This window comes from Pacificitalea manganoxidans, assembly GCF_002504165.1.
GTDB lineage: Bacteria > Pseudomonadota > Alphaproteobacteria > Rhodobacterales > Rhodobacteraceae > Pacificitalea > Pacificitalea manganoxidans.
On sequence record NZ_CP021406.1, the window covers coordinates 147,538 to 170,044 of the forward strand.

General features: G+C 60.9%; 25 protein-coding genes. 12 read left to right on the top strand and 13 right to left on the bottom strand.

Annotation, left to right across the window (positions count from 1 at the left end; translation table 11 throughout):
* Positions 1–8: 8 nt before the first annotated feature.
* Genes CBW24_RS16835 through CBW24_RS16870 form a run of 8 tightly spaced genes read right to left on the bottom strand, consistent with a single transcriptional unit; the run spans position 9 to position 5,424 of the window.
* Positions 9–791, bottom strand: a complete 783-nt coding sequence (locus tag CBW24_RS16835; RefSeq protein ID WP_013959873.1) for a ZIP family metal transporter — start codon at positions 789–791, stop codon at positions 9–11.
* A 12-nt stretch (positions 792–803) separates the two neighbouring features.
* Positions 804–1,259 (bottom strand): DUF411 domain-containing protein, encoded by a 456-nt coding sequence (locus CBW24_RS16840; RefSeq protein WP_088665012.1) that lies wholly within the window; start codon positions 1,257–1,259, stop codon positions 804–806.
* 3 nt (positions 1,260–1,262) lie between these two features.
* Positions 1,263–2,660 carry a M23 family metallopeptidase gene (locus CBW24_RS16845; protein WP_097374474.1) on the bottom strand — a complete coding sequence of 466 codons (1,398 nt, stop codon included), beginning with the start codon at positions 2,658–2,660 and terminating at the stop codon, positions 1,263–1,265.
* A complete protein-coding gene (locus CBW24_RS16850; protein WP_088665014.1) occupies positions 2,657–3,283 on the bottom strand; it encodes an SCO family protein in 627 nt (208 codons plus the stop codon). The genes CBW24_RS16845 and CBW24_RS16850 overlap by 4 nt, the downstream gene beginning before the upstream one ends.
* Positions 3,283–3,750, bottom strand: coding sequence for a copper chaperone PCu(A)C (locus CBW24_RS16855; protein WP_088665015.1), 468 nt, complete (start codon positions 3,748–3,750; stop codon positions 3,283–3,285). Before CBW24_RS16855 ends, CBW24_RS16850 begins: the two co-directional genes overlap by 1 nt.
* A gap of 23 nt (positions 3,751–3,773) precedes the next feature.
* Positions 3,774–4,433: a DsbA family protein gene (locus CBW24_RS16860; protein WP_097374475.1), complete on the bottom strand. Its 660-nt coding sequence runs from the start codon at positions 4,431–4,433 to the stop codon at positions 3,774–3,776.
* A complete protein-coding gene (locus tag CBW24_RS16865) occupies positions 4,430–4,852 on the bottom strand; it encodes a disulfide bond formation protein B (RefSeq protein ID WP_028095364.1) in 423 nt (140 codons plus the stop codon). The genes CBW24_RS16860 and CBW24_RS16865 overlap by 4 nt, the downstream gene beginning before the upstream one ends.
* A gap of 5 nt (positions 4,853–4,857) precedes the next feature.
* Complete coding sequence (locus tag CBW24_RS16870) at positions 4,858–5,424, bottom strand: SCO family protein (protein WP_028095363.1); 567 nt, start codon at positions 5,422–5,424, stop codon at positions 4,858–4,860.
* Positions 5,425–5,631: 207 nt separating this feature from the next.
* On the opposite strand from CBW24_RS16870, the gene CBW24_RS16875 reads away from it, so the two are divergent.
* The 7 genes from CBW24_RS16875 (at position 5,632) to CBW24_RS16905 (ending at position 10,116) form a co-directional block, all read left to right on the top strand.
* Positions 5,632–6,060: a MerR family transcriptional regulator gene (locus CBW24_RS16875; RefSeq protein WP_013959865.1), complete on the top strand. Its 429-nt coding sequence runs from the start codon at positions 5,632–5,634 to the stop codon at positions 6,058–6,060.
* A gap of 103 nt (positions 6,061–6,163) precedes the next feature.
* Positions 6,164–6,742 (top strand): cation efflux transmembrane domain-containing protein, encoded by a 579-nt coding sequence (locus CBW24_RS16880; RefSeq protein ID WP_028095362.1) that lies wholly within the window; start codon positions 6,164–6,166, stop codon positions 6,740–6,742.
* Between the two features lie 96 nt (positions 6,743–6,838).
* Positions 6,839–7,594, top strand: coding sequence for a transglutaminase-like domain-containing protein (locus CBW24_RS16885; protein ID WP_028095361.1), 756 nt, complete (start codon positions 6,839–6,841; stop codon positions 7,592–7,594).
* Complete coding sequence (locus tag CBW24_RS16890; RefSeq protein WP_028095360.1) at positions 7,584–8,549, top strand: cation diffusion facilitator family transporter; 966 nt, start codon at positions 7,584–7,586, stop codon at positions 8,547–8,549. Before CBW24_RS16885 ends, CBW24_RS16890 begins: the two co-directional genes overlap by 11 nt.
* Before the next feature lie 141 nt (positions 8,550–8,690).
* The gene (locus CBW24_RS18710) at positions 8,691–8,891 is read left to right on the top strand and encodes a hypothetical protein (RefSeq protein WP_028095359.1); all 201 of its coding nucleotides are present in this window, start codon (positions 8,691–8,693) and stop codon (positions 8,889–8,891) included.
* Positions 8,888–9,379 (top strand): hypothetical protein, encoded by a 492-nt coding sequence (locus CBW24_RS16900; RefSeq protein ID WP_009503822.1) that lies wholly within the window; start codon positions 8,888–8,890, stop codon positions 9,377–9,379. The genes CBW24_RS18710 and CBW24_RS16900 overlap by 4 nt, the downstream gene beginning before the upstream one ends.
* Positions 9,376–10,116, top strand: a complete 741-nt coding sequence (locus tag CBW24_RS16905) for a cytochrome c biogenesis CcdA family protein (protein WP_028095358.1) — start codon at positions 9,376–9,378, stop codon at positions 10,114–10,116. Before CBW24_RS16900 ends, CBW24_RS16905 begins: the two co-directional genes overlap by 4 nt.
* Before the next feature lie 100 nt (positions 10,117–10,216).
* Here the strand turns inward: CBW24_RS16905 and CBW24_RS16910 are convergent, their stop codons facing one another.
* The 4 genes from CBW24_RS16910 to CBW24_RS16925 all read right to left on the bottom strand — a co-directional run bounded on the left by CBW24_RS16910 (position 10,217) and on the right by CBW24_RS16925 (position 14,946).
* On the bottom strand, positions 10,217–10,981 hold the full coding sequence (locus CBW24_RS16910) for a MauE/DoxX family redox-associated membrane protein (RefSeq protein WP_170317858.1): 765 nt from the start codon (positions 10,979–10,981) through the stop codon (positions 10,217–10,219).
* 22 nt (positions 10,982–11,003) lie between these two features.
* A complete protein-coding gene (locus CBW24_RS16915; protein ID WP_009503819.1) occupies positions 11,004–11,876 on the bottom strand; it encodes a DUF305 domain-containing protein in 873 nt (290 codons plus the stop codon).
* Positions 11,877–11,999: 123 nt separating this feature from the next.
* Positions 12,000–12,419 (bottom strand): Cu(I)-responsive transcriptional regulator, encoded by a 420-nt coding sequence (gene cueR / locus CBW24_RS16920; protein ID WP_009503818.1) that lies wholly within the window; start codon positions 12,417–12,419, stop codon positions 12,000–12,002.
* A gap of 19 nt (positions 12,420–12,438) precedes the next feature.
* Complete coding sequence (locus CBW24_RS16925) at positions 12,439–14,946, bottom strand: heavy metal translocating P-type ATPase (protein ID WP_054540801.1); 2,508 nt, start codon at positions 14,944–14,946, stop codon at positions 12,439–12,441.
* Between the two features lie 140 nt (positions 14,947–15,086).
* Here CBW24_RS16925 and CBW24_RS16930 point away from each other — a divergent pair, with 140 nt between their 5' ends.
* The 5 genes from CBW24_RS16930 to CBW24_RS16955 all read left to right on the top strand — a co-directional run bounded on the left by CBW24_RS16930 (position 15,087) and on the right by CBW24_RS16955 (position 19,773).
* On the top strand, positions 15,087–15,287 hold the full coding sequence (locus tag CBW24_RS16930) for a heavy-metal-associated domain-containing protein (RefSeq protein ID WP_009815466.1): 201 nt from the start codon (positions 15,087–15,089) through the stop codon (positions 15,285–15,287).
* Positions 15,288–15,485: 198 nt separating this feature from the next.
* A complete protein-coding gene (locus CBW24_RS16935) occupies positions 15,486–15,908 on the top strand; it encodes a hypothetical protein (RefSeq protein WP_082386796.1) in 423 nt (140 codons plus the stop codon).
* A 294-nt stretch (positions 15,909–16,202) separates the two neighbouring features.
* Complete coding sequence (locus CBW24_RS16945) at positions 16,203–17,666, top strand: TolC family protein (protein WP_054540802.1); 1,464 nt, start codon at positions 16,203–16,205, stop codon at positions 17,664–17,666.
* A gap of 11 nt (positions 17,667–17,677) precedes the next feature.
* Complete coding sequence (locus CBW24_RS16950; protein WP_141102058.1) at positions 17,678–19,036, top strand: multicopper oxidase family protein; 1,359 nt, start codon at positions 17,678–17,680, stop codon at positions 19,034–19,036.
* A gap of 47 nt (positions 19,037–19,083) precedes the next feature.
* Positions 19,084–19,773 (top strand): copper-binding protein, encoded by a 690-nt coding sequence (locus CBW24_RS16955; RefSeq protein WP_040618641.1) that lies wholly within the window; start codon positions 19,084–19,086, stop codon positions 19,771–19,773.
* Positions 19,774–20,016: 243 nt separating this feature from the next.
* Here the strand turns inward: CBW24_RS16955 and CBW24_RS16965 are convergent, their stop codons facing one another.
* A complete protein-coding gene (locus CBW24_RS16965; RefSeq protein WP_054540804.1) occupies positions 20,017–22,344 on the bottom strand; it encodes a heavy metal translocating P-type ATPase in 2,328 nt (775 codons plus the stop codon).
* Positions 22,345–22,507: the final 163 nt, after the last annotated feature.

Consider the following 22,507-nt stretch of genomic DNA (forward strand, 5'->3'; position numbering starts at 1 on the left):
ACATTGCCTCATCCCAACCAGACATCAAGGAACAGCATCAGAACGAGCCCGACTGCGAGACCGAGCGTCGCCCTGTTCTGATGGCCGCTGCGATGGGTTTCGGGGATGATTTCGTGGCTAATGACGTAGAGCATTGCGCCCGCGGCAAAGGCCAGACCCCATGGAAGCAGCGGTTCCGACAGTGTGATGATGCCGGCCCCGAGCAGACCGCCAATCGGCTCGACCATGCCAGTCAGCGCCGCAATGCCCCAGGCGCGCAGCTTCGGATATCCCTCGCCCAGCAGCGACACCGCGACGGCCAATCCTTCGGGCGCGTTCTGCAAGCCGATGCCGATGGCGAGTGGGAGGCCACCTTCCATGCCACCGGAACCGAACCCGACCCCGACCGCGAGACCCTCGGGAAAGTTGTGGATCGTGATCGCGATGATGAACAGCCAGACCCGCCGCAATGACGCCGCTTCGGGCCCTTCGCGTCCCGTCTTGAAATGCTCGTGCGGCAGCTTTTCGTTCATCAGGGCGACAGCCCCCATGCCCAGAAGGATCGAGACGCATACGATGGCCGCAGGCATCGCGCCGTTCTCGAACATCGGCTCTGCGGCATCTAATGCCGGGATGATCAGCGAAAAGAACGAGGCTGACAGCATGACACCGGCAGCGAAGCCGAGCGACAGATCGCGCGTGGCCCGGGACGGGATGCGCCCGAACAGCACGGGAGCTGCTCCGACTGCCGTGAGCGAACCGGCAGCGAGACTTCCGAGAAAGCCGAGCATTATCGGGGACAGATTTTCCATGGGCGGGCCAGATTATCCTTCGGCGTAGCTCGAAAAGATTTCCGTCGACCCGTCCTCGCGGATGAGGAAGACATCATAGGCTTCGCGGTCATCTTCAGGCCCCATACCGGGCGAGCCATAGGGCATCCCAGGCACGGCGAGACCGACTGCGTCCGGGCGCTCATCGAGAAGGCGGCGGATGTCAGCGGCCGGGACATGGCCTTCGATCACGTAGCCCTCGATTAGCGCGGTGTGGCAGGAGACCATGCGCTGCGGCACGCCGTTGTCGAGCTTGAAGCGAACCAGCGACCCACCGAACATGTCCTGGCCGGTCGGAACAAAACCGTTCTCTTCGAGGTGGTTGATCCACGAGAGGCAGCAGCCGCATCCGTTCGTCTTGCGGACATCGATCGCCGTTGCCTCTGCGAGGGCCTGGGCCGCCGGGAAAAGGGCGAGCGTGATAGCAAGAGCTTGGGTCATGCGTCTCATGGGTCAGAGCCTTTCGGTTGTCGTTTCGGCAATCTCGCTGCCGAGGTTTTCATTCAGAAGCGCGCGCGCCTTGGCCAGACGCAATAGCGCGGCAGTATCATCCGCTTCGCTCTCAGCCGCTTGGGCAAGTCGGTCGTCAGAGAGGGGATCAGTGGGGCGCCCATCCACGAGGACTTCGTAGTGCAGGTTCGGACCCGTCGCTGTGCCAGTCGCGCCGACGCGGCCGATCACATCTCCCGCCGCAACGCGTTGGCCTTGTGCCAGGTCTTCCGGCACGGCGCTCAGATGCGCGTAGCGCGTCATGGTGTCGGAGCCGTGCGAGATTTCGACCACGCGACCATAGCCACCGCGCCAGCCGATGAAGCTAACCCGCCCCGGTGCCGTCGATTGAACTTGTGTCCCACGTGCCGCTGCGAAATCGACGCCGGTGTGCATCCGGACGTTGCCAAAGACCGGATGCGTGCGGCGTCCGAACACCGAGCTGAGGCGCGCACCCTCGACCGGCTGTGCGAAGACGCGCAGCACCTCGCCATCGACGTAGATCGTCGCCTGACCGCTGCCGTCGTCCGGCCATACGATCTCGTAAAGCGAACCGCCGATCTCCAATGCGGCGAAGGCAAGATCGGGTTGTCCGATCCTGTCCTCGCCCACCCGCGCCTCGCGCCAGAGAAGCCTTAGTGTCTCGCCACCGGCCATCTCGCGGCGGAAATCCACGGTCCCACCCAGCATCTGCGCAAGGTCCACGGAAAAACGGGCGGGTATGCCGGCTTCGTCGAGTGCCGCGAAGATCGAGCTGTCGATTACGGCTTCGCCGGCAAGGGTTACGATCTCCGGGTCCGGAGCTAAGACCTGGGTGGACAACTGCTCGCCGAAAAGCACCTCGATTCGCACCCCGTCCTCGACGGCGAGCGAGACGGTGCGGGGGCTGCCGTCCATGGTCGAGACAACAGTGACCGAATGCCCCGGCCGCAGCCGTCGCAGATCGTATTCCGCGCCAAGCGCGAGGGCAACTTCGGCTCTTTCAGGTGCCGCAAGACCGGCTTCGGACAGCAAGAAATCGAGCGTCTCGCCAGGCGCAATGTCGCGCGACCACGTCGACAGCGGTGGCTCGATCGCCCGTACCGGCACGTCGGCAAACGCGACCTGCAGAAGGGGTAGGGGGCCGACGTCGGGTGCATCTTCTGCCCATGCCGTCACGGGCAGCGTCACGGGCAGCGTCACGGGCAGCGTCACGGGGATGTCAACGTTCTGGGGGGCTTCAGGACCTTGGGGCATCCAATTACCTGCCTGGGCAAGTTCCGGCGGCACGGGTTCTTTCGACGTGAAATCAGAGATGGCGATAGCCGCTCCCGAAACCGTCCCCGCAATTGCGACACAAGCCGCCAAAGTTCTGAGTCTCATGTGGCCCCCTCCATTTCTTCTTCCAGCGCGCGGCGAATTTTCGGCACCGCGAATTCTCTGGGTTCGTGATAGTCGATCATGGTGACGAACCGCCCAGAGGCTGCGAACAGGAAGACGCTCGCGGTGTGGTTCATCGTGTAATCGCCGCTCTCCGTCGGCACCCGCTCGTAGGTGGCACGGAAGCCGTCCGCGACGCGCGCTATCTGCTCCTCGGGCCCCGTCCAGCCGCGGATCGCCGGATGGAAGTAGCCGACATATTCGGCCATCGTTTCGACAGTGTCGCGCTCGGGATCGACCGTGATGAAAGCCACGTTCATCTCGTCGGCCCCGTCTCCCAGATCGTCGAGCCATCCCGAAATGTCCGAGAGCGTGGTCGGGCAGACATCGGGACAGTAGGTGAAGCCGAAGAACGCCATCGTCGGTCGCCCGATCAGGGTTTCCGGCCCGACCGCGTTGCCCTCATGATCCGTCAGACGAAAATCCATCGCGGTCAGAGCCACAGGCCGCTGCCCGATAGGCTCAGGTCCACCGGGGCCATCGACCTGCCACCAACCGACGAAGAGCATCAGGGCGACCGCCCCGACACCAGCCGCACCATACCCCAGGATCGCCCGTCGCCGCATCAGTCCTCTGGCCCCCGCGCGGCGATGCCGAGGATCGGCACCTCGACCGTCACCTCGCCTCCGTCGTCGAAAAGCAGGGTCAGCGGAAAGGTGTCCCCTTCCGTCATCGGTTCTTGTAGCCGCATCAGCATTGCGTGCAGGCCCCCCGGTTCGAGCGCGACGCTCTCGCCCGGGGCGATCGCGATCTCCCCCGCCGGGCTCATGGAACTCACACCTTCGGCATTTGTCTTCGTCTCGTGGATTTTGGGCATCATCGCGAGCGGTGTTGCAAGGCCGATCAGCGTCACTGGCTCGTCGCCAGTGTTGCGGATCGTCATGTAAGCGGCCCCGGGACGGTTCATCCCGATAGAGGCGCGGGACCACGCGTTCACGACGACAACATCCTCGGGTCCGGCCAGCGCGGGCACCGAGAGCCCTCCAAGGGTCAAAAGCGCCGCCAGTGTGCCGGTCAAAGTATGCTTTTTCATCGTTCTGATCCTGCCCATTCCATTCAGCTTTGCGCGGCAGCGACTTCGGCGGCCACCAGACGACGCAATTCTGCCTCCCCGAATGGATCGAGCGGCTTGCCGTTCACGAAGAATGTGGGCGTCTGGCGAATTCCCACGGTCTCGACGTCAGCACGATCCTGGTTCAGGATCGCCACGACATCGGGTGCCAGCATTTGCGTGCGCGCGGCCTCGGCATCGAGTCCGGCCGTGGCGGCGATCTGAAGGATCAGGCCAGGCGCCGGGGCACCGTGCGACGCCCATCTCGGCTGTTCCCGCAGAACGGCCTCGAGCACCGGCACGTAAACGTCCTGCATGCGCGCCGCCTCGAGCACGCGGATCGCTTCCTCGGATGCCGCGCCGTGGAAGGGCGTGTAGCGGATCACGACGCGGACAGCATCCCCATGCTCGGCCATGATGTCCTTCACGATGGGATGAAAGGCGCGACAGGCCTCGCAGGCCGGATCGAAGAATTCGACGATCGTGACGGGCGCTTCCGCAGGCCCGAGGATGGGCGAGTAGGGGCGGATCATCGCGTCCGCGAGTTCCGGCGCAACAGGCTCCGCTTCGGCCACCGGGCCGGGGCGGGTTGCAAACCAGGTGGTTCCGCCGAAACCGGCGACGCCGAAGGCGAGAACGGACAGGATCAGGGCGCGTCGGTTCATTTTCGTGTGTCCTTCAATGAAAGGGCCGACAGCGCCCCGATCAGCGCGAAGGCGGCGAGGGCCATCAGCGGGATCGGGATGCCGAAGACCAGTTGGTTGTCATCGGTGCAAGAGGGGCCGGTGGCCGTGCAGGGCTGGATGCGTTCGGGAACAAGACCGACGTACAGCCCCATGTGCCAGAGGGCGATTGCGCCGCCGCCAAGCGCCAATGCGATGCCGTAGCGCCCCACACGGCCGTCCCGCCACCAAAGGCCCAGCCCTAGGATAATGGCCAAGGGAAACATGAAGGCGCGCTGGAACCAGCACAGCACACAGGGCGTCTGCCCCAGCACCTCGCCGATGAAAAGCACGGCAAGCGAGGCGACGAGCGCGATGATCCATGCCAGCCCGAGGGCTGTTTCTCCGGATATGCGGTTCATGTCGATCAGATCCTCTCTTCCAGATCGGCGAGAATCTCTTCGGCCGGGGTGCCGTAGGGCCAGGAGTCGGCAAAGCCCGCGTCGGGATCGAAGAGGAACAGATGCGACGTGTGGCCCATCGTGTACCCATCCGGCGCTGCGGCCTCTTCGACGCGTTCAAAGAAGATCGGAAACGTCTCGGATGTGGCGGCGATTTGTTCCGGCGTGCCCGTCAGCCCGATGATGCTCGCATCGAACAGCGGGACGTATTCGGCGAGTGCGGCGGGCGTGTCCCGTTCGGGGTCGATTGTTATGAAAATCGGCTGGACCTTGGCGGCATCGTCGCCCAGACCGTCCATCACCGCCGCGACCTCTGACAGGGTCGTCGGGCAGACGTCGGGACAGTTGGTGAAGCCGAAAAACACCAGCATCCAGCGCCCCGCAAAGTCCTCCTCGGTTCGAACCATACCCTGGTGGTCCGTCAGTTCGAATTTAGCGAAAAAAGGCGGTTCGGCGTCGGTTCGGGCGCGGTCGGCACGATAGTCGGACCAGAGCAAAAGCCATACGAAGGCAAGCGCTGCCACGCCTGCCAAAACCCAAAGAAACTTCTGTGCCGATGTAAGGGACAATCCTGTTCGCCTGTTATTGATTCTTATTGCATGTGCGGATACATCCTCTAGCCGCTAGAGGTTCAAGCACGAAATCATGGTATAGCTTGAACTCACGCGTCTGTGAATCCGACACTTGTTTATTCCGACGGCAAAACCTACACAAACTGTATCTTTTTCATGGAGGCGAAAATGCTCACGATCGGTACTCTGTCAAAGAAGACTGGCACAAAAGTGCAGACCATCCGGTACTACGAACAGATCGGACTCATGCCCGAACCTGGCAGGACCGAAGGCGGACAGAGGCGCTACGACAATGCACAGCTCGACCGACTGTCCTTCATCCGCCATTCGCGGCAACTCGGTTTCTCGCTCGATGCGATCCGCGAGCTGCTCGACCTCAGCGACCATCCCAACCGCCCCTGCGACGAGGCAGATGCCATCGCGCGTCGCCAGCTCAAACAGGTGGAGCAGCGCATGGCCCGCCTGAAGGCGCTGCGCACGGAACTGAAACGCATGGTTCACGAATGCAGCGGCGGGCGGACGGGAGACTGCAAGGTGCTTGAGGTGTTGCGGGACCATTCGGAATGCCTGACCGAGCACGAGGAAATCGGGGCCTGAAGGAATTCAGCCAACATTCCGGCTGGAACGCAGATCAGCCGCAGAAGTTAATGTGTCGTACAACACAGGCTGGAACCACAAAATGGCTGCTAGACAAAATTCAATGGAGAGACGGACGCTTTGGATCGTTCTGGCGCTCAATATCGGTTTGGCCGTGGCCTTTTTCGCAACAGGCGCCTTCGGCGACTCAAGTGCCCTGATCGCCAACGGGCTCGATAACCTCTCCGACAGCTTCGTCTACGCGATCAGCCTTTTCGCTTTGTCCCGATCCGACAAATGGAAACGCGGGGCGGCGAACGTTTCCGGCGGGCTGCTGATCCTGTTCGCCGCTGGTATCCTCTACGATGCATGGCGCCGCTACATCGGCGGGTCAGATCCGCTCGGGACGATCATGATCGCCATGGCCCTGTTTGCGGCGGCGATCAACGCAGTCTGCGTCTGGCTGCTCGCTAAGCTCAAAGATCCGGACGTCAACATCCGCGCGGCCAACACCTTCAGTTACAACGATTTCGCCGCGAACCTCGGAATCGTCTTGGCTGGCGGCCTCGTCGCCTGGCTGGGAACCAACTGGCCGGACCTCGTCGTCGGCGTGATTGTCGCCGGGATCGCGGCCTGGGGAGGTATCGACATTCTGCGCGACGCACACGGCGAACACCACAAAGCAGTTCATACGGGCAAATAGTTGCGGGAGATTCTTTCTGAAAGAAAGGGTTGAAGCTATAGTGACTATAGTAATTAGGCTTGTTCCAAGACGATTCGAGGAGCGACTCCGTTGCAGATGACCGACCCCCTACTTGCACCCACCAAATTACTGGATTTTGATGCCGCGCCTCTTGCGCATCTAATTGAGACCCGCGGCTGGCGCGGCTTATCCGAATACGATCGGATCGGAGCTGCCTATGATTTCGTTCGGAATGAAATCGCGTTCGGATACAATCGAGCTGACGACATCCCCGCCTCCGAGGTGCTTTCCGACGGCTACGGGCAGTGCAATACCAAAGGGACGCTCTTGATGGCGTTGCTGCGTGGTGTTGGCATTCGTTGCCGGTTGCATGGGTTTACGATCCACAAAGGCTTGCAGCGCGGTGTTGTCCCAGAGTTGGTGTATCCGCTTGCTCCGCAAGAAATTCTCCACTCATGGGTTGAGATCGAATATCAAGGTGCTTGGTTCAACCTCGAAGGCTTCATCCTGGATGACGCTTTCCTGACAGTCCTGCAAACGTCTTTCTCGGACACGGACAGTCTCTGCGGTTATGGCGCGGGCACGGATTGCCTTGGCGCGCCTCCCGTCACCTGGAACGGAGAAGATACCTACATTCAGAAATCCGGCATCGTGCAAGATTTCGGCGTGTTTGATACGCCGGACGCCTTCTATTTGTCCCATGAGCAATCCTTTGGATGGCTGCGTGGTGCCCTTTACCGTCATATCATCCGCCACTGGATGAATGCGCGCGTACGTGGTTTTCGCAGCGGTCGCCTGAAGACTGACCGACGCGCGACACACGCGCACGCGGAGCCTGCCAATGCCACATGACCACGGGCACGCGCCTATCGATCCGAATTCTGGGGACCGGCGGGTTGCCATCGCCATCTGGGCAAACGGGCTACTTACCGTTGCGCAAGTCGTCGGGGGCATATTCTCGGGCAGTCTGGCACTGATCGCCGATGCGCTGCACAACTTTTCCGATATGGCCTCGCTTGTCATTGCCTTCGCCGCACGCAAGATCGCGCGCCGCCCGGCCGATGAACGCATGACCTTCGGCTATGGCCGGGTCGAAATCGTGGCGGCCCTGATCAACTACACCACCCTCATCGTGATCGGCTTCTATCTGATCTACGAAGGTGGCATGCGCATGATTGATCCACCCGAAGTCATGGGGTGGACCGTCGTCATTCTCGGTGGAATTGCGCTTGTGGTCGACACGCTGACCGCAATGCTGACCTATTCGATGCAGAAGGGCAGCGTGAACATCCGCGCGCTTTTCCTGCATAACCTGTCGGACGCGCTTGCTTCGGTCGCGGTTATCGTCGGTGGGTCGCTGATCATCCTTTACGACATGCGTTGGGTCGATCCTGCCATCACCATCGGCATCGCGATCTACATCCTGTATCTGTCTTTCACTGAAATAGGCGGCCCAATCCGAACCCTGATGCTCGGGAGCCCGCCGGACATCGACAACGAGGCCGTCGTCGAAGCGATGCGGAAAGTCGAAGGCGTCGCCGACGTCCACTACGTCCATCTCTGGCAAATGCAAGAGCACGAGGCTGCGCTCGACTGCCATGTCGTCGTGGCAGCCGAGGGCTGGTCGAAGATCGAAGAGATCAAGAGCGCGATCAAGAAGCGGCTGAAGGAAGAGTTCGGCATCAGCCATTCCAGTCTCGAATTTGAGCATGAGGATCGCGCTCATCAGAACGCCGATCTCTACGGTCACGGCAACGCAAGTGAAAAGGAGAAGACCAATGTTCAAGGAAACGCTGACCGAGCATGATGATGTCATCGGGCTCGTCTGCGCGATTACGCGGACCGGCATGGGCTCGATCCGAGCAACTGGGTCATTCTGACCAAACGATCCGATCAGGCAAATGACGCGACGCGCCTTCTGGCGCGGGAATATGGGCTGGAGTTCACGATGACCGCCGACAGCGACATGATGATGCACGGAGCGGTCACCCATGTCGTGGACATCGGCGGGCGGTTCGCTGCAAAATTCCATGGCATGGACTTCAAGAACGTGAACCTGATCCTCTATGTCAGCGAGTTGATCAACAACGCCCAGCATCGACGCCGGGAGCCCAACTGGTGGGACCGGCTGACAGGTGTGTTTCAATGAGTGTCGTCGCGACTGGCGTCAGGCTGTCCTCGACAGACGGAGTTTCCCTGACAGCTCTGCGTCGGTATTTTGCGGTGATCATCCCGGCCAACTTGATCTGGGAGTTCGCGCATATGCCGCTCTACACGATCTGGAACGAGGGCACTTGGGGTGAGATTGTCTTCGCAGCCGTCCATTGCACGGGTGGCGATATCCTGATCGCCATGAGCGCGCTGATGCTTGCCCTCATGCTGTCGGGCCGGGGCTGGCCCCTGGTCGCCTCGACGCGGCGGTCTGTGACCGTCCTGACGGTGGTGTTCGGGCTCGGATACACGCTGTTCAGCGAATGGCTCAACATCGTGATCCGCGCGGCCTGGGCCTATTCGGACCTGATGCCGATCATTCCGATCCTCGATGCGGGCCTGTCACCTGTGTTGCAATGGATCGTGATACCGCTGGTCGCGTTCTGGTGGGTCTGGCGGCCTTTCAACAACGATCGTGATGTATGATGGATATTTCCGGCATCGGCATCTTCGCGGCCTTCCTGGCGGGTGCCATTTCGTTCCTGTCGCCCTGTGTCCTGCCACTGGTGCCTGGCTACGTCTCGTACATCGCAGGGCAACCAGATTTGCGCACGACGCGGTCGGTCGGCTTGCGGGCGCGCGCCGGGGCGCTCGGGTTGAGTGCCTGCTTTGTCCTGGGCTTTTCGACGGTCTTCGTCGCCCTCGGGGCCCGGGCCAGCGCGCTCGGATCCCTGCTGCTGACATGGCGCACCGAGCTAAACTATCTCGGCGGCGCGATCATCATTCTGTTCGGACTGGTCATGCTGGGTGTCTTTCGTCTCAATGCGTTCTCGCGCGATACCCGTTTCAATCTCGACATTCCCGGCGGTCGCCCGTTTGGGGCCTACGTGCTGGGACTGGCCTTCGCCTTTGGCTGGACACCTTGCATCGGTCCGATCCTCGGCGCAATCCTGACGCTCAGTTCGACCTCCGGCGGCATGTCGGACGGCATCTGGCTGCTGTCGATCTATTCCGCTGGACTGGGGGTGCCTTTCCTGCTGGCCGCGCTCTTCACCGACGCCATCGCCGCGCGGGTAAGGCAGATCGGCAAAGCCGGTCGCTGGCTCTACAAGGGCGCGGGTGTTGCCATGATCATCATGGGAGTTGCCATCATGACCGGGCAATTGTCACGGTTTGCCTATTGGCTGCTGGGGACGTTTCCCTTTCTCGCGACGATCGGGTGACGAATCTCGAACCAGCTCTAGGTGTGATGGCTGCAGTGTAGGGATTATCTCCGCCAATCAATGTCATCCACGCCGCGCCTCTGTAGAGGTCGCGGTGCCGTCAGCCGATCAGGTAGACCCGGATCGGCATCCAGATACCCATGACCATCATCATCAGGTTCTCGGTGAGCGAGACAAAACCGAGCGGCACCTTGCTGTCGCCCCCGACGCAGGCGCATTTCAGCTCGCGCTTGTCGATATAGACCGCCTTGAAGACCGAAACCGCGCCGACGGTGCCGATGAACAAGGCCACGGGTGCCGACAGCCAGGTGAGCGCCCCTGCGACCATGAGGATACCGGCGAAGGCCTCTCCGAAGGGATAGAGATAGCCGTAGCGCACCCAGCGGTGCGCCAGCAGGTCGTAATTTAGGAACATGGTCGAAAAGCTTTCGACATCCTGAAGTTTCTGCACTGCAAGCAAGCACATCGAGATCGAGATGAACCATTCCAGCGCGCGCAGGCTGAGGATGGTTCCAAAGCTGTACCATGACAAGCCGAGCGCCATCAAAAACGCGACGGCAAAGATCGCGATCACCGGTTGATAGGAGGTGTCCGAGCGTTCGCTTTCCGGTGCGTCAAGGCCGAAATGGACCCGCAGATCGTCATAGCCGCCGATGCGCTTGTCGCCGATCCAGGTCTGCGGCGTGGTCTCGACCCCGTGATTTTCCATGAAAGCATCAGTTTCCTCGCGTGTCGTCAGGTGGTGATCCTCGACCTCGTACCCTTCCCGTTCGAGCAGGTCTTTGGACTTGAGACCATAAGGGCAAAGGTGATCCAGCATGACCATCCGGTAGAGTTGGGCTGTTTTCGATGCGTCTTTCGGCATGGTGTTTCCTCCAGTTTCTGGTTCAGGCACCGCAACCGTAATGTCCGCGATACCCTGCACGCAGACCGGGCCCAAGTTCGAGAACGAGATCGGCGTCCTGCATTTCGCCACTATTTGCGGCCAATGTGCCGGTTCCGCTCGGCGCGCTCAACGCCACTGTCATGCCTTCCTTGCCCCAAGTGCTTCCGGCGTCGCCAGCCTCCAGCCGCACCAGATCGCCGCTGATCTTGGCGAGAGCTACACTCCCACCGTCGATGCGGCCCACCGCCAGCGCAGGCCTGCTTGTGGTGGTGTAGGTGAACGTGCACGCCGCGCCGTCCGGGAAGAGTTGTGCGATGTCCTCCCGGGTCAGGAATTCAAGATCGAGAATGGTGATCTCCGCCGTGGACAGCGCCTCGTCAAGGCTCACGATCTGCGCCGGTCCGCTTTCTGACTGTGCCGGACTGTCACCATTGGCGTCGATATCGTTCACCAGATAACGCATCTCGGCGATTTCCTTGTCCTGCGCATAGATGATCTCATCCGCCAACTTGCGCACGCGCGGGTCCGAGATATCGGCGCGGCTGGAGGTCATGATCGCGATCGAGTGGTGCGGGATCATTGCCCGCATGTAGCTGGTGTCGCCCACCGTCACCTGGCTGCGGACCAGCCAGAGCGAGGCGGCAAAGACCACAGCGGCACCGATGAAGATGGCGGCGTTAGCCGTCTTGCTGGAATACATCGACAGCATGAAGCCCAGCATGATGATCGCCATGGTGGCACCCATCAGGAGAGCCATGTAGACCCGCGTTTCCGACCAGAACACATGCGTCCAGAGGTAGGTATTGAGATACATCAGACCGAACATGACGACGGTAGATGTCGCGATCATCGCGAAAAAGCGGCCATATGACATGAAGTTGTCCTCTCTCGAAATCGTGAAGTATAGAGGTAGAACAACTTTCCCGCGCTGGAATGTTCCGAAAAAGCTGCAGCCAGTCGCACCTTATGGGTGGCGCTGCCCGCTGCGGGACATATCTTAATCCGCTGCCCTGGCGGTCCGGGTCTTATCCTCTTCCATAGCCAGATCTGCGAGAATCGGACAATCAGGCCTGTGATCGCCAGCGCAGGCATCGACAAGGTGCGACAGCGTCGCGCGCATCTCGGTCAGTTCTGCGATTTTCCGGTCGATCCGGTCGAGGTGTTCTTCGGCGATCTGCTTGACCTCGGCGCTGGCGCGGTCGGTGTCGGCATAGAGTTTCAGCAGGCTCCGGCAGTCCTCGATGGTGAAGCCCAAGGCGCGCGCCCGGCCGAGAAACGCCAGCTTGTGGACGTCGCTCTGCCGAAAGCTGCGATAACCGTTGGCACTGCGCAGCGGCTCGACCAGCCCGATGTCCTCGTAGTAGCGAATGGTCTTCGCGGGAAGGCCGGACATGTCGGCCACGTCTCCGATGTTCATGATAGTTTCCTCCTTGAGCTTATTCAGCCGGGACTGGTGACAGGTTGGCGGCAGAGCCGGGTTGCGCCTGTTCCTGCATCGCCGGGCGGACGCGGCGCAGGCGCAGCGCGTTCGTCAGTACGAAGACCGAGCTGAGCGCCATTGCCCCAGCCGCCAGCACCGGCGACAGCAGCAGGCCCGACACCGGGTAGAGCAGCCCCGCCGCCACCGGAATGAGGGCCACGTTATAGCCGAAGGCCCAGAACAGGTTCTGGCTGATGTTGCGCATCGTACGCCGCGACACTTCCAGCGCGTTGACCACGCCGCGCAAATCGCCCGACATTAGCACCACATCGGCGGATTCGATGGCGACGTCGGTGCCGGTGCCAATGCTGATGCCCACGTCCGCATGAGCAAGCGCGGGCGCATCGTTGATGCCGTCGCCTACAAAGGCGATGTGCTGGCTCGGGCCGCGCAGATCGTCCAATGCCGCCACCTTGCCATCGGGCAGCACGCCCGCGATCACATGGTCGATGCCGGTCTCGCGGCCGATGGCCTCTGCCGTCTCTCGCTTGTCGCCGGTGATCATGGCGACCTTCAGGCCCAGATCGTGCAACGCCCGGATGGCCGCCGCGCTGGACGGCTTTACCGGATCGGCCACGGCGATGACGGCGGCCACCCGCCCGTCGATGGCGGCATAAAGCGCGGTGCGGCCCTGTTCAGCCAGGCGGCGCTCGGCGTCGGCCAACGCGCCGATGTCCACCCCTTCGCGCGTCATCAGACGGTCGGCCCCCACCAGCACGTCGCGGCCTGCGACCTCGGCCCGGACACCGTGGCCCGTGATGGAGGTGAAGTTCCGCGCGTCGTGTCGAGTGACCGTCTCGGCTTCCGCCGCCCGCAGAATGGCCTCGGCGATAGGGTGTTCCGACTGCGCCTCGACCGCCGCGACCAGGGCCAGCACCTCGGCCCGTTCAAAGCCGTCGGCCAGCACCAGATCGGTCAGTTCGGGGCGCCCTTCGGTCACCGTGCCGGTCTTGTCCAGCGCCACCACATCCACTGTCGAAAGCTGTTGCAGCGCATCGCCCTTGCGGAACAGCACGCCCATTTCAGCGGCACGGCCGGTGCCGACCATGATCGAGGTCGGCGTGGCCAGCCCCATCGCGCAAGGGCATGCGATGATCAGCACGGATACACCCGCAACGAGGGCATAGGACAGGGCGGGCGAGGGGCCGACCAGCAGCCAGACGATAACCGTAAGCAGCGCCAGCGCCATGACCGCCGGCACGAACAACAGGGTGATCCGGTCGACCAGCCCCTGGATCGGCAGCTTGGCGCTCTGCGCCTCTTCGACCATGCGGATGATTTGCGCCAGCGTCGTATCCGCTCCCACGCGTGTCGCACGGAACTGGAAGGCACCGGAACCGTTGACGGTCCCGCCGGTGACGGGATCGCCCACCAACTTGGCGACAGGCACCGGCTCGCCGGTGATCATGCTCTCATCGACGCGGGCGCTGCCTTCGGTCACTTCACCGTCCACGGCAATCCGCTCTCCGGGGCGCACGAGCAGGATGTCGCCCGCGGCGATGCGCTCGATGGCCACGTCCTCAGGCTCTCCGTCCACCAGCACGCGGGCGGTCTTGGCCTGAAGGCCCAGCAGCTTCTGGATCGCTGCGCCGGTGCGGCCCTTGGCGCGCGCCTCCAGCCACCGGCCCAGCAGGATTAGCACGATGATGACCGCCGCCGCCTCGAAATAGACGGCACGCGACCGTTCGGGCAGCAGCGCGGGCGCGAATAGCGCCACGAGAGAATAGAGATAGGCGGCAGAAGTGCCGACCGCGACAAGGCTGTTCATGTCCGGCGCACGCTTGAGCAGGGCTGGAAACCCGCGCGTGTAGAAGCTGCGCCCCGGCCAGAGCAGAACCACCGTGGTCAGGACGAACTGGATCAGCCAGCTTGCTCGATGGCCGATCGTGTCGCCGATCAGACCATGCATGCCGGGGATCAGATGCGCGCCCATTTCCAGCAGAAACACCGGCAGGGTGAGGGCCGCCGCCAGGGCGGTCCTGCGGGCCAGCATCCGCGCCTCTTCATCCTTCCGGACACTCGTGTCTTCCGCCTCTCTGTCCTGCGGCAAGGTCGCGGGATAGCCTGCGTCACCCGCCGCCTTCAGCAGGTCTGCAACCGCAACCGCGCCTTCGAGATACGTTACCGTCGCAGTTTCCGAGGCCAGATTGACGTTCACGGCCAGCACGCCTGGCATCGCCGCCAAAGCCTTGTCCACCCGACCGACGCAGGACGCGCAGGACATGGAGGCCACGTTCAGGCGAGTGCTCTGCTTACGGGCCGGATAGCCAATCTCTTCCAGCTTTTCGACGATGTTCGAAATGCGCTCTGGCGCGTCGATCTGCGCCTGAGCGGTTTCGCTGGCGAGGTTGACTCGAACGTCGCTGACGCCCGGCAGGCCGGAAAGCCCACGCTCCACCCGCCCGACGCAAGAGGCGCAGGACATGTTCTGCAGGGAAAGTCGAAGGGTATGCGAATCCGACATGGGTGACTCCTGATCCTGGTCCTCCGAGAGATAAGGGTTCCATTCGCTGGAAGGTCAACAGATGCATCGAGGAATTTTTTCGGGCATTGACCTTCCCATAGGGGGACGGCCTAGATGGCAGCAGTAAGAAGGAGATCGTGATGATCAGGTTCAGCGTGCCGGACATGAACTGCGGACATTGCACCGCGTCGATAGAGAAGGCCATTGTGACGATAGACCCACACGCGACTGTCACCTGTGACCTGACTGCGCGTTCCGTCGAGGTAGATAGCGCATTGGATGAAAGCGCTCTGAAGGCAGCGATTCACGATGCGGGCTACGGATCGCAAAGACTGAGTTAGTCCCGGCACTTCCAGTCATTACTGAAGTACTCACTACCATTTTCGCGTCTTCTGTCTGACTGGTGAACGTTGCTATGTATCTATTGCGCAACAGTTTTGAGCGCTCGCAGCGAGAATTCGCCTGCCTCGCTAGAATGTGCCAAACCTTCCCGCGCTGTAAGCGTTGACTAATTTGTCAAAACGTCCAAGTTTCCGTTCATGAGAATGCGTGTCGCCACTTCGGTATGGGTGAAATTCCTCACTTGCTTCGCTTTTGCGTTGGCATTGGTTCTGTCTCCACCTTCTGCGGCACACGCGGCCTCGGGAATGCATGATGGTCAGCATTCTGGATCGATCAGCGCCCTTCTCAGCGAACCGACAGTTGGTCAGGGAACTGATATCCACGCCGACCACATGAAACACCCGGCGACAGTTGACGTGGATGACATATCCTCCGACATTGGTGAAACAGAGCATCAATCAACTCAGTGTTGTAACGGAATATGCATTTCTGTCGTCATTCCAGACGCAGACTTGGTATTCCCGGATCCTATTGCTGCGAAAAAATATATGATCCTGAGCGGTCAGACGCATTCCGTCGAAACATCAGGGTTTCTGCGGCCCCCTCGATTCCTGATCTGAAACGGCGCCCAATCCGGGTGTGAGCCTTGCGCAGACTCTGCGTGAGACATCGTTCATCAATCAGGTTACCTTCATGAAAATTCATCTACTTATGGGGGCTTCGGCCCTCGGGCTTGGCGCATGCGCCTATGAGCCTACCCCTTTGCCCTCCGTTGCGACACAACAGGCTGTCGTCAACGCGACCGTTTCGTCTCCGATCAGCTATCAAGATCCATTGGCTGGCTACACCTATCGTGGTCCGACGGGTCCCCGTGATTGGCGTTCCGTCAATCAAGAGCAGACGGAGGGCAACTGATGCGGCTATCGAAATTTCCTCTGCTATTCGGCTTTCCGCTAATTTTGGGTGCCTGCGCAACCGCTGTACCGGGCATCTACACGGAACCGAAAGCCGGCTTCGCCAACATTTCCAGCCAAGTCACACCGGCCATCGGCAAACGGACTGCCTTCGCCGAAACCCAGGCCGAAAACGAGGCTTTGAAAAAGCAGGTGCATGCGATGGTGCATCGCAAGACCATTTCGGCGGACACCGCCGTTCAGGTCGCGCTCCTGAACAATAAAGGTCTGCAAGCGTCTTACGCCAATGTTGGCCTGTCGGCCGCTGAGGCCTGGCAGCAATCGACGCCGGAAAACCCGATCGTATCAATTGGTGTTTTGGGAATCGGTGCGCCTGAGCTCGGTGCCTACAGAGCGATCGAAGGGCTGATCCGGTCGAACGTCCTCGATGCCACCACGCGCAAACAGCGCATGGCCATTGCTGATGCAAGCTTCCGGCAGGCTCAGCTCAATGCCGTGAACGACACACTTGCGCTGGCCAATCAGACGCGAAAGGCATGGGTCGATGCAGTCGCCGCCTTCGAGGCAGTGAGCTATCTGCGGCGCGCGAAAGCGACCTCTGACGCCGGCTCTGAACTGGCGATGAGGTTGGGCGAGACCGGCGCACTCAACAAAGCTGGGCAGGCCCGCGAACAGGCATTCAATGCCGAACTGGCGGGGCAACTTGCACAGGCACGATTGAACGCCACTCGGTCCAAGGAGGCTTTGACCAGGTTGATGGGTCTCTGGGGCACCGAAGTCGATTACCATGTGCCAGATGCCCTTCCTGCACTGCCGCGTTCTGTCGGCCGTGTGACCGACATCGAGGCCAAGGCGCTCCGAAACCGGGTGGATCTGCGTGTTGCCAAACTTGGCCTGGAAGCGCAGGCCAAGGCGTTTGGGCTGACCGATCAGACCCGCATTGTCAGCGATCTTGAGTTCATTGCCGGGTTCGAGGCGGAGCGGGAAATTGAGGACGGAGAAACGGAAACCGTGACCACCCCTCAGGTGGAAGTGGAGTTCGCGATCCCGATCTATGACACCGGCAAGGCCCGGATGCGCAAGGCGGAATTGTCTTATCTACAAGCGGCCAACGTGCTCGCAGAGAAGGCCGTGAACGTCCGGTCCGAAGCGCGAGGTGCTGAGACTTCCTATCATGCCGCATATAAAATCGCGCGCCACTACCGCGACGTTCTGGTGCCGCTACGCACGACCGTCGAAGAAGAGGGTTTGCTGTCTTACAACGGCATGATCACCAACACTTTCGAGCTGCTGACTGACGTGCGCGAGAAACTTGGCGCATCCCTGGAAGCGGCAAATGCAAAACGCGAATTCTACATGGCACAGGCCGATCTGACCGCCGCGATCTATGGCGGCGGCGAAGGCGGCGGTGGTGCTGGTGGAGAAGGCGCAACGCTTGCCGCCGGTGGCGGTGCAGGACACTGAAAGGAACTGACATGTTGAACAGACGTCAATTACTCGGAGCCGGCGCGGCAGGCGCAACGCTGGTCTCTTCAAAAGCCTGGGGTCAAACCCTGAACATGGGCCTACCCGAAGCCGCGCAGATGGACAGTGCGGCAACGGCGATTACGGCGCGTCCGTCGTCGGGGCCGGACTACACACCTGTGGTCACGCTGAACGGGTGGACCCTGCCGCACCGGATGAACAACGGGGTCAAGGAATTTCACCTCGTCGCCGAACCGGTAGAGCGCGAACTTGCCGACGGCATGATCGCGCATTTGTGGGGTTACAACGGCCAGTCCACCGGCCCAACGATCGAAGCAGTCGAAGGCGACCGGGTCCGCATCTACGTCACCAACAAGCTGCCGGAAGGCACGACAGTGCACTGGCACGGGCTCATCCTGCCTTCGGGCATGGATGGGGTCTCCGGGTTGAGTCATCCCAGCATCCCGCCAGGCAAAACGTTCATCTACGAGTTCGACTTGGTGAAATCAGGAACCTTCATGTATCACCCCCATGGCGACGAAATGGCGCAGATGGCGATGGGGATGATGGGCATGTTCGTGGTCCACCCCAAGGATCCCACGTTCATGCCGGTGGATCGCGATTTTCTGATCATGCTGAATGCCTTTGACATCGATCCCGGCACATATGTGCCGCGCATCATGACGATGACGGACTTCAACCTGTGGACGTGGAACAGTCGGATCTTCCCCGACATCGATCCGCTGGTCGTGAACAAGGGCGACAAGGTGCGAGTACGCGTCGGCAACCTCACGATGACAAACCACCCGATCCACATGCACGGCTATGACTTCAAGGTCACCTGCACGGATGGTGGCTGGGTGCCGTCAGAAGCGCAATGGCCGGAGGTCAGCATCGACATCCCCGTGGGCGGGATGCGCGCCTATGAGTTCGTCGCAGACCATCTGGGTGACTGGGCGCTTCACTGCCACAAGTCGCACCACACGATGAATGCCATGGGTCACGATGTGCCGACGTTCATCGGGGTCAACAAGAAGCCGCTGACCCAGAAGATCCGTCAGTTCCAGCCGGAATACATGCCCATGGGCATGTCCGGCATGGGGGACATGGCGAAAATGGAAATGCCGCTGCCTGACAATACGATCCCGATGATGACGGGTTGGGGGCCCTACGGCCCCATCGAGATGGGCGGCATGTTTTCGGTCGTAAAGGTGCGGGACGGCATCGACGCGGACGATTACTCCGATCCCGGCTGGTACGAAAATCCTCCGGGCGAGATGGCCTACGAATGGACTGGCGAATTGCCCGAGTTCGCCTCGAACAACAGTCCCAAGACCATTCTCACACCAAAACCAAACTCGAAGGGCTGAACGGCCCTTCGTCGACTCCAACCAAACCAAACCTACAGGAAAACCAAATGAAAAAACTTCTTCTGAGCACCTCTCTCGTCCTTTTCGCTTCAACGGGGGCTTTCGCTGACGTTGGTCATGCCAAAATGGCCATCGGTATGCCCGGCCATACGGCAAAAGTCGACCGGACGATTGATGTAACCCTGCTTGAAAACGACGAAGGCGAAATGCTGATCGAGAGTGAGGAGATGACCATCAAGCAGGGTGAAACCATACGCTTCAACATCACGAACAAGGGTGAGCTGGAACACGAGTTTGTTCTCGACACGCTGGAAAATAACGCCGAGCACAAGATCGAAATGGCCAAGATGGACATGGAACACGACGACCCGAACCGTATCCGTCTTGATCCGGGTGCCACGGGCGAGGTCGTCTGGACGTTCGCGAATGCTGGTACGTTCGAAGCCGCGTGCCTGATCCCGGGTCACTACGAATCCGGCATGCACCGTGCGGTCTCGGTGGGGGACCAGATGGCTCAGGCTGACGTGGAATACACGAGCGGGACCATAAAGAAGATCGACGCCAAGGCCGGCAAGGTCACAATCATCCACGGCCCTCTGGTCAACCTCGATATGCCCGCGATGACGATGGTATTCCGCGCGGACGAAGCGATAATGGCCAAGATGGCAGAAGGTCAGGACATCGAGTTTGTTGCCGACCGGGTCAAGGGCAAGCTTACTGTCACGCAGATGAAGTGAAGACTGACCTTGGGGCCGAGGCGTACATGCCCGGCCCCAACGCTTTGAGGCAATTAAATCAAGCGCTACGGAGGTAGCCGAGCATTATGAATTTCCTGATAACCTGCACATGCGCCCTTGCGCTCGTCGTTCCGGCTTTCTCAGTGAACGCTTCCAGTGGCAAAGGTCAGCAACCTCATGCAGCAATACACGTTTTGCTGAAATAGAAGTATCGTCCAGCTTCACGTTCAATACGCGGATCGTCTAAAGCCTCAATCGCCGTAGTCTGAGCGCGTTCGCGATGACCGAGACCGACGAGAGGCTCATTGCGGCGGCGGCGAACATGGGCGACATCAACAGCCCGAATACCGGGTAGAGCACGCCCGCAGCTAAGGGCACACCGAGCGTGTTGTAGGCAAAGGCCCAGAACAGGTTCTGGCGTATGTTACCGATCGTCGCCACGGCCAGCGTCCGTGCCTTGACGATACCGTTCAGATCGCCGCTCAAGAGAGTGATGCCCGCGCTTTCAACCGCCACGTCCGCACCCGTGCCCATGGCCAGGCCGACGTCCGCTGCGGCCAGAGCCGGTGCATCGTTGACACCATCGCCGGCCATGGCGACCTTTTTGCCATTCGCGTGCAGCTCGTCCACCAGCGCCTTCTTGTCTTCCGGCAGAACTCCAGCCCGGACCTCGTCGATGCCGAGGAGCTGCGCCACGGCCCTTGCAGTGCGTTCGTTATCCCCCGTAGCCATGATTATCCGCAGGCCCGCCTCGTGCAGTTCCTTGATGACCTCGGCCGTCGTTTCCTTGATCGGGTCGGCGACGGCGACGATGCCGGACAGTTTTCCTTCTATGGCCACGAACATGGCCGTCTTGCCTTCGCTGCGCAGAACGTCTGCCGCCTCCTCTGCTGCGGAGGTGTCGAGGGACATGTCGCGCATCATCGCGGTGTTACCAAGCGCGACGGCGTGGCCCGAGACGGTTCCGCTCACACCCTTGCCGGTCACGGCTTCGAAGTTCTCGGCATTGCCGACTTTGATACCTCTCTCTTTCGCGCCTTCGACGATGGCCTCTGCCAGCGGGTGCTCAGAGCCTTTTTCCAAGGCAGCCGCGAGGCTCAGAATGGTTTCTTCGGTCTCGTCGCCCAGAGCGTTCACATCGGTCAGCTTCGGCTTGCCTTCGGTCAGGGTGCCGGTCTTATCGACGATCAGCGTATCGACCTTGGCCATGCGTTCCAGCGCTTCGGCATCCTTGATCAGGACACCCGCCTGTGCACCGCGCCCTGCAGCCGTCGTGATCGAGATCGGCGTCGCAAGGCCCAATGCACAGGGGCAGGCGATGATCAGCACTGACACCGCCGAGGCGATGGCAAAGACGAGCGCAGGTTCGGGCCCGAAGCCGAGCCAAGCGGCGAAGGAAAGGATGGCGACCACGACAACGGTCGGCACGAAATAGGAAGAAACCTTGTCCGCAAGCCCCTGGATCGGTGCGCGGGATCGCCGCGCGTTCGCGACCATCTCGACGATCTGGCTCAGCATCGTGTCGGCACCTACACGAGCGGCTTCTATGACAAGGGAGCCGTTCTTATTGATTGTGCCGCCGGTGACCGTATCGCCCGGACCTTTTTCGACCGGCAACGGCTCGCCAGTGATCATGCTCTCGTCGATGGATGACGTGCCGTCGACGACCTTGGCATCGACGGGGACCGCGTCGCCGGGGCGCACCCGCAACCGGTCGCCCTCCACAATGTTTTCCAGCGGCGCGTCATATTCCGTGCCGTCGGGCAGGATGCGCCGCGCCGTTTTCGGGGCCAGATCGAGCAGTGCCCGGATGGCATCGCCGGTCCGTTCCCGCGCCCGCAATTCCAAAACCTGTCCGACGAAAATCAGAGTGATGATAACGACGGCGGCTTCAAAATAGGTGCCGACTCCCGCGCCCATCCGGTAAGCCTCCGGAAACACGCCCGGAAGGAATGTGGCGACCAGCGAATAGATGTAGGCCGCGCCGACACCAAGCGCGATCAGCGTCCACATGTTGGGCGAGCGGTTCACGATCGACGCCCATCCCCGCACGAAAAACGGCTTCGCTGCCCACAACACGATAGGCGTCGCCAGCAGGAACTCGATGTATGTCGCCAGCCGATGTCCGATCAAGTCCCGGACCGGCAAACCGACCAGCTCTCCCATAGTCAGGATAACCAGAGGAACGGCTGCGGCGGCACTGATCCACATCCGGCGGGTAAAGTCGGTCAGTTCTTCGCTGGGTTCATCCGACGGCACCATCGGTTCAAGCGCCATGCCGCAGATCGGACAGGCGCCGGGCTCGTCACGAACTATCTCGGGGTGCATTGGGCAGGTGTACTGAGTTCCGGCTTTCGGGGTCATGCTGTGATCCGATGCCGTACCTGAGGCATAGTAGATCGGATCGGCCTCGAACCTGGTCTGGCACTTATCGGAGCAGAAGTAGAAGGTTTCACCGTCATAATCCGCCTGACGGGCCTGCGGAGACATAGTGACGGACATGCCGCAAACTGGATCCTTGGCCTGATCGGATGACCGCTCTCGCGGGTGCGGTTCTGTTACCTGTATCATGCTCTAGCCCTCCAAAATGATGCCAATTCCTAAGATGGGGCTTCCAGCAACTGGAAGGTCAAGCTTGGATTGCTGATTAGCGAAGGAAAGCTGATTGATACTGCCAATATATTACATAATAAACAATACGCGTGTATGCACTGTACGCGCAAAGTTAAAATGT

What these genes read in the sequence shown, in the direction of transcription:
- CBW24_RS16945 (WP_054540802.1), top strand. Translation starts at nt 16,203, where the DNA reads ATGCGGCTATCGAAATTTCCTCTGCTATTCGGCTTTCCGCTAATTTTG.
- CBW24_RS16890 (WP_028095360.1), top strand. Translation starts at nt 7,584, where the DNA reads ATGCCACATGACCACGGGCACGCGCCTATCGATCCGAATTCTGGGGAC.
- CBW24_RS16925 (WP_054540801.1), bottom strand. Translation starts at nt 14,946, where the DNA reads ATGTCGGATTCGCATACCCTTCGACTTTCCCTGCAGAACATGTCCTGC.
- CBW24_RS16835 (WP_013959873.1), bottom strand. Translation starts at nt 791, where the DNA reads ATGGAAAATCTGTCCCCGATAATGCTCGGCTTTCTCGGAAGTCTCGCT.
- CBW24_RS16865 (WP_028095364.1), bottom strand. Translation starts at nt 4,852, where the DNA reads ATGAACCGCATATCCGGAGAAACAGCCCTCGGGCTGGCATGGATCATC.
- CBW24_RS16845 (WP_097374474.1), bottom strand. Translation starts at nt 2,660, where the DNA reads ATGAGACTCAGAACTTTGGCGGCTTGTGTCGCAATTGCGGGGACGGTT.
- CBW24_RS16875 (WP_013959865.1), top strand. Translation starts at nt 5,632, where the DNA reads ATGCTCACGATCGGTACTCTGTCAAAGAAGACTGGCACAAAAGTGCAG.
- CBW24_RS16860 (WP_097374475.1), bottom strand. Translation starts at nt 4,433, where the DNA reads ATGAACCGACGCGCCCTGATCCTGTCCGTTCTCGCCTTCGGCGTCGCC.
- CBW24_RS16910 (WP_170317858.1), bottom strand. Translation starts at nt 10,981, where the DNA reads ATGCCGAAAGACGCATCGAAAACAGCCCAACTCTACCGGATGGTCATG.
- CBW24_RS16905 (WP_028095358.1), top strand. Translation starts at nt 9,376, where the DNA reads ATGATGGATATTTCCGGCATCGGCATCTTCGCGGCCTTCCTGGCGGGT.
- CBW24_RS16950 (WP_141102058.1), top strand. Translation starts at nt 17,678, where the DNA reads ATGTTGAACAGACGTCAATTACTCGGAGCCGGCGCGGCAGGCGCAACG.
- CBW24_RS18710 (WP_028095359.1), top strand. Translation starts at nt 8,691, where the DNA reads ATGACCGCCGACAGCGACATGATGATGCACGGAGCGGTCACCCATGTC.
- CBW24_RS16885 (WP_028095361.1), top strand. Translation starts at nt 6,839, where the DNA reads ATGACCGACCCCCTACTTGCACCCACCAAATTACTGGATTTTGATGCC.
- CBW24_RS16855 (WP_088665015.1), bottom strand. Translation starts at nt 3,750, where the DNA reads ATGAAAAAGCATACTTTGACCGGCACACTGGCGGCGCTTTTGACCCTT.
- CBW24_RS16840 (WP_088665012.1), bottom strand. Translation starts at nt 1,259, where the DNA reads ATGAGACGCATGACCCAAGCTCTTGCTATCACGCTCGCCCTTTTCCCG.
- CBW24_RS16955 (WP_040618641.1), top strand. Translation starts at nt 19,084, where the DNA reads ATGAAAAAACTTCTTCTGAGCACCTCTCTCGTCCTTTTCGCTTCAACG.
- cueR (WP_009503818.1), bottom strand. Translation starts at nt 12,419, where the DNA reads ATGAACATCGGAGACGTGGCCGACATGTCCGGCCTTCCCGCGAAGACC.
- CBW24_RS16965 (WP_054540804.1), bottom strand. Translation starts at nt 22,344, where the DNA reads ATGATACAGGTAACAGAACCGCACCCGCGAGAGCGGTCATCCGATCAG.
- CBW24_RS16850 (WP_088665014.1), bottom strand. Translation starts at nt 3,283, where the DNA reads ATGCGGCGACGGGCGATCCTGGGGTATGGTGCGGCTGGTGTCGGGGCG.
- CBW24_RS16880 (WP_028095362.1), top strand. Translation starts at nt 6,164, where the DNA reads ATGGAGAGACGGACGCTTTGGATCGTTCTGGCGCTCAATATCGGTTTG.
- CBW24_RS16915 (WP_009503819.1), bottom strand. Translation starts at nt 11,876, where the DNA reads ATGTCATATGGCCGCTTTTTCGCGATGATCGCGACATCTACCGTCGTC.
- CBW24_RS16935 (WP_082386796.1), top strand. Translation starts at nt 15,486, where the DNA reads ATGAGAATGCGTGTCGCCACTTCGGTATGGGTGAAATTCCTCACTTGC.
- CBW24_RS16900 (WP_009503822.1), top strand. Translation starts at nt 8,888, where the DNA reads ATGAGTGTCGTCGCGACTGGCGTCAGGCTGTCCTCGACAGACGGAGTT.
- CBW24_RS16930 (WP_009815466.1), top strand. Translation starts at nt 15,087, where the DNA reads ATGATCAGGTTCAGCGTGCCGGACATGAACTGCGGACATTGCACCGCG.